The organism is Xenorhabdus mauleonii (assembly GCF_900113945.1).
GTDB lineage: Bacteria > Pseudomonadota > Gammaproteobacteria > Enterobacterales > Enterobacteriaceae > Xenorhabdus > Xenorhabdus mauleonii.
Genome location: NZ_FORG01000060.1, coordinates 1 through 4,633 on the forward strand (window position 1 = coordinate 1; position 4,633 = coordinate 4,633).

A 4,633-nucleotide genomic window follows, 5' to 3' on the forward strand; every position below is an offset into this window, starting at 1 on the left:
ATGATTACTTGAATTTTATATTAATACTTGAGGTAGCTTCATTCTGACCGAACAAAGTGAGGGAACTATCAAAGTTGCCCGCAGGGCATTTCAGGAAGCAGCTTGGCTGCGACATCTTTTTTTGTGATCGATCTGGCTAAATTTCAGAATTTATCCACAGGGTATGCCTTTTTTAACTTGTTTTTCTTATTTTTATCTTGTTTTCCTGTTGTTTTTTTTATTATAAATCAATTAATTAAATAGTGATAGGTAATGCTTTTGACGGCAATAGGCAATGCTTTTGACGGTAATAGGCAATGCTTTTGACGGCAATAGGCAATGCTTTTGACGGCAATATCCACACGTAAAGGCAATGTTATTTTAAAAAATATTGCCTTTACGTGTGGTAATATATATATTTTATACATTACCTATAAATAAATTTAAGGGCTCTTATGAGTGAACTTATTGCTTACAAATCTAATGCGTTAATAGAAGCAAGTTACAAACTGACATTACAAGAACAACGAGTCTTATTGATGTGTATAGGAAGGCTCAACCCTCAAGATGAAAGCCCAGAAAATACTTTTCAAGTATCAGCTAATGAGTTTTATCTAGCATTCCCTGATATGGGTAGAGAAAATGCAGAACGTCGTTTACAAGAGGCTATAGAACGCTTATGGGATAGAACTATTTTGATAACTAAAAAAGATGAAAAACGTGAAATACGCTGGATTCAAGAAAAAGCAAAATATTTTAGTGGGGAAGGTAAAAGCGAAATAGTTTTTGCTGATTCAATCATGCCTTACCTTACTCAACTAAAAGGACAATTTACGAAGATAGCAATTAAGAATGTAGCAGCTTTAAAAAGAACGTATAGCATCAGAATCTATGAATTATTACAACAGTTCAAACAAACTGGTGATAGGACTATTTATTTAGAAGATTTACGTTCTATATTAGGAATAGAGGATAAATACAAAACATTTAAATCACTAAATCAATTATTATTAATTCCTGCCATTAAAGAATTAAACGAAAAAAGCGATTTAGTTGTATCGGTTGATACTGTAAAAAAAGGTCGTACTGTAGTAGCTTTGCATTTTCAATTTAAAGAAGACAAACAAATAAAGATGGTTATCTAGGATAAATTATGGCTCTAGTATCGATAAGCGAAGCTGCAAGATTGACAGGAAAAGCAAGGAGCACTCTGCATAAATATATAAAAAAAGGAAAACTGTCTACGACTACAGTTCCAAATAAGAATGATAAAGCTATTGACACATCTGAGTTAATTAGGGTATTTGGGGTACTAAAAGCTACACATGGTGACACCGTCACAGATGTAGTAAAAATACAGCAAACTACACAACAAAATACACCTAAAATACAAGAAATACAGAAAAAACTACAGCTTTTAGAACAAGAGAATTTACACTTAAAAGCAGAAAAAGAGCTGTTATCGAAAAACCTTGACGATGTAAGACAAGCGATACTGTTGATTGAATCCAAGCTACCTACATTTCCCGAACCTAAGTCAATAGCAGTTACTAAAAGATCGTGGTATTTTTGGAAAAAATAGCTATTTCAATTTGATGTATTAGGTTTTTTTATTGCCTATTTTGAAATAAAATGGCTTACTTAGGAATAATGATATTAACAAAGAAGGAAGGAAACACTATGCAGTATACCACTTACATAGAAATTACAGGGGCAGAACAAGGATTGTTATCGAAAAACTGTTCAGAAAATAATGCTCATAAAGATAAAATACAGCTACATTCCCTTGAATTATCAAAAATCATTAATAACTTAAGAGATATAGACAAAATCATTTTAGAAAAAAACGTAGATGGTGCATCACTTTTATTACTCAATGCTATTCATAAAAATGAAAGTTTAGAATTAAAAATCTTTCAGTGCATTGATAATAAAATAACCCACGAATTTAAATTTAAAAATGCATTTATAGAAAAAATAAACACTAACTTCTCAGGGGAGGATGGGAATTCACCTTATGAGAAAATAAAACTAAAACTAGCTTGATAACGAAATATTACACTGGGTGATAAAAATATCATCCCCCCATAAACAAGAGAAATACCATGAAGAAAAATAACATTTATCTATTAAGTAAATTATCAAAAAAAGACATTGATTCTTTAAGAAATGCATACGAAAGAGAGAATGAGCCAATGGATAAATATGATGAATGGCTTAGTGATTTGTTTCGCTGGAATCTATCAACAGTATTAACACTAAACTCTATAACTATATTACTTTATTTCGTAAGCATATACTCAAGTAATAATAATCCTGTTGCCATGCTTTGCATTTATGCATTTATATATTTTTCTTCTATAATACTTCTATCTATAGTAATATCCTTAGATAGGAAATTTAGTTTCCTTCTATACTTAAAGGCGAAAATAATTTACCTTTTCAGTTATTTTCATTCTTCTCATTAATAAGATATTTATCTAACAGCAAGTATGCTTTAATTGCCGCATTACTAGCTTTATAAGTAAGTACCGCTTTACCACTGGTAAATATTTTTCTTTTATAATCATTTTCCATATGTCTGAATAACCTAACCCCCCCTTTTTCAGCGAACAATCTATGTAAAAGTGGCACCTTTTCAAGACCACTTTTTGTTTCCACAGGTAAGTGTATAATTCTTTTAGAAGGATCATATTTAGTAAAAGCTGCAAACCCAAAATAAATACCAACACCAAAGTTTACCATATCATACGCAAATTCTCCAGTACCCTCATCAGCACCAAAAAAAGAAAAACCCTTTTCTGTCAAGAACTTAGTTGGATTATTTGGATTTATATAGCCATCTGTCCATTCATACATGATATTGCTTGCCCCTTCCACTGCGTCGCCAAAACCTGTAGCTATCGCTAGAACACCCATGCCTTTAGACTCCGAGCCTCTTACCCAGCCTCCCCTTGTGCCAAAAGTCATAAGTCCCGCTCCAAGCTGTACAATACCTCCAATAACTTTTAATCCATTTTTACCATAATATAGAAATCCTGTTCCTGAATATTCTTGGGTATTTAAATATGTTTTCCTATCTTTTCTTCTTCCTTGTTCATAACCATACGTTTCAGCGTCCAACTCCCTACTTATTTCAGCTATGTATCTTTTCATGTCAGCCCAGTACTCATGACGCCCTTGTTTATAATTATATAAGGCAATTTGATAATCACGCCTTATTAATCTAACCACCTGGCCAATTTCATATAAATATTCTTTTTTAGATTCTACGTCATCCAACAAATAAGCTGTTGAATATTTTGATACTTTAATTAATTCATCAGCATAATAATTAAACTGCTCCATTGTCGGCATTATCATTAGTATACCCTCTCATCCCATATACTATAAGAACTAGTTCCGGCAGTCACATGCTCCCACGTAATGGATTTAAATTTAATAGATAGAGATTCCTCTGGTTGAGCATCATTATGTGTTATAGAGTTTGGGCAAAAGAAATTTATATTAACTAAAGATGCTTCAGTTAGTTTAATTTTATAATATAATTCAAGACCACCATTCATCGAAGTTCGATAAAAGAAAAACTCACAGGTTAATATTTCATTTGATGCTAACGCTTGTGATAATAAAGGAGATGACTTATCGATAGGTTTACGTATATCTATAGGTTGAAAATTTACATTTTGATGCATTGATAAGTTAGAGGATAACTCATTAACCAATATTTCGTCTTCGTGACCTTTTTGAAACTTATTCCCTATAGAATCTACAGTAGAACACCCCCCAGAGATTAATCCCTGTGTCTTTCCTTGCAACTTAAGATAAATAATATTCGCCATTACTATACCCTATATAATTTACTTTAAAAAAGCATGATATTACAAAAATGATTCAAAATAAAATTTTTAAAATGAAAAAAAATTATCTTATCTATAAGTTAAGATGACTATGATCGATTATGTTAAACTGACGAGCTTATTCACTAAAAAAACTCATTATAAGCATTAAAAACGACTGTGAATGATTTTAATCTGAAAGTTTAAAACAGATTCTACGGTTTCTGGGTGCATTTTTAACACATCAATTTCGGATAATTCTGACTTATTCCTTTCGTTTGGCGGGTTTAATTGTTAAAAATAGCCTCGCTATTTACTTCTTGGTGAATTAATTTCGTATACACGAAAAATTTATGTAATTTAGCTCAATGGTAGAATTCGCAATTTACTGGAGTTTAACATTGTATGTATAGTTTGTGGAGTGTTGGGGCTTTGCCCCGATCAAGAGTTTTGTCCTAAATTTGACTAACCTTTTTAGCCTTTCAAATACGGGAAAATTCCGCAAATATATTCCTTCAAAAAAGAAAAGAAATAATCCATGAAAACTACAAAAGGAAAACACATACTTTATGAAAAACCGTCGCTTCGAGCGTAATCGCCGTTTAGCAAAACAGTACAGTCAAAACAAACATAGTGATCAGTTTGAGGAAGGAATTCTCATCCGGTACGACTACAGCGGCCGAGACCCCAATGAATTATCGTGGTGGGATGATGTCATGTTCATTCAGTGTTCTGAACAGATAAAAATCCAGTACTTCTGTCCGGTACGTCCGGTTAAAACGTTCGATAAAGGCATTTTGTGTCGGTTTTCCTGG

General features: G+C 32.3%; 5 protein-coding genes and 1 pseudogene. 3 read left to right on the forward strand and 3 right to left on the reverse strand.

Translation table 11 applies throughout. The features are described 5' to 3' along the window. Positions 1 to 434: 434 nt before the first annotated feature. From BM100_RS21845 to BM100_RS21855, 3 genes are all read left to right on the forward strand, one after another. Entirely contained in the window at positions 435 to 1,124 is a 690-nt protein-coding gene (locus BM100_RS21845) for a replication initiation protein (RefSeq protein ID WP_092514862.1), read from the forward strand. An 8-nt stretch (positions 1,125 to 1,132) separates the two neighbouring features. Next, on the forward strand, positions 1,133 to 1,561 hold the full coding sequence (locus BM100_RS21850) for a hypothetical protein (RefSeq protein WP_092514864.1): 429 nt from the start codon (positions 1,133 to 1,135) through the stop codon (positions 1,559 to 1,561). Between the two features lie 98 nt (positions 1,562 to 1,659). Further along, positions 1,660 to 2,025 (forward strand): Hcp family type VI secretion system effector, encoded by a 366-nt coding sequence (locus tag BM100_RS21855; RefSeq protein WP_092514865.1) that lies wholly within the window; start codon positions 1,660 to 1,662, stop codon positions 2,023 to 2,025. 396 nt (positions 2,026 to 2,421) lie between these two features. Here BM100_RS21855 and BM100_RS21865 read toward each other — a convergent pair whose 3' ends face one another. The 3 genes and pseudogenes from BM100_RS21865 to BM100_RS21875 form a co-directional block, all read right to left on the reverse strand. Beyond that, positions 2,422 to 3,342, reverse strand: a complete 921-nt coding sequence (locus tag BM100_RS21865; protein ID WP_092514867.1) for a DUF4225 domain-containing protein — start codon at positions 3,340 to 3,342, stop codon at positions 2,422 to 2,424. Beyond that, positions 3,342 to 3,821 carry an Hcp family type VI secretion system effector gene (locus BM100_RS21870; protein WP_045957325.1) on the reverse strand — a complete coding sequence of 160 codons (480 nt, stop codon included), beginning with the start codon at positions 3,819 to 3,821 and terminating at the stop codon, positions 3,342 to 3,344. The genes BM100_RS21865 and BM100_RS21870 overlap by 1 nt, the downstream gene beginning before the upstream one ends. A 716-nt stretch (positions 3,822 to 4,537) precedes the next feature. Next, positions 4,538 to 4,633, reverse strand: a pseudogene (locus BM100_RS21875) (integrase core domain-containing protein); the annotation flags it as partial.

What these genes read in the sequence shown, in the direction of transcription:
- BM100_RS21870 (WP_045957325.1), bottom strand. Translation starts at nt 3,821, where the DNA reads ATGGCGAATATTATTTATCTTAAGTTGCAAGGAAAGACACAGGGATTA.
- BM100_RS21855 (WP_092514865.1), top strand. Translation starts at nt 1,660, where the DNA reads ATGCAGTATACCACTTACATAGAAATTACAGGGGCAGAACAAGGATTG.
- BM100_RS21850 (WP_092514864.1), top strand. Translation starts at nt 1,133, where the DNA reads ATGGCTCTAGTATCGATAAGCGAAGCTGCAAGATTGACAGGAAAAGCA.
- BM100_RS21845 (WP_092514862.1), top strand. Translation starts at nt 435, where the DNA reads ATGAGTGAACTTATTGCTTACAAATCTAATGCGTTAATAGAAGCAAGT.
- BM100_RS21865 (WP_092514867.1), bottom strand. Translation starts at nt 3,342, where the DNA reads ATGATAATGCCGACAATGGAGCAGTTTAATTATTATGCTGATGAATTA.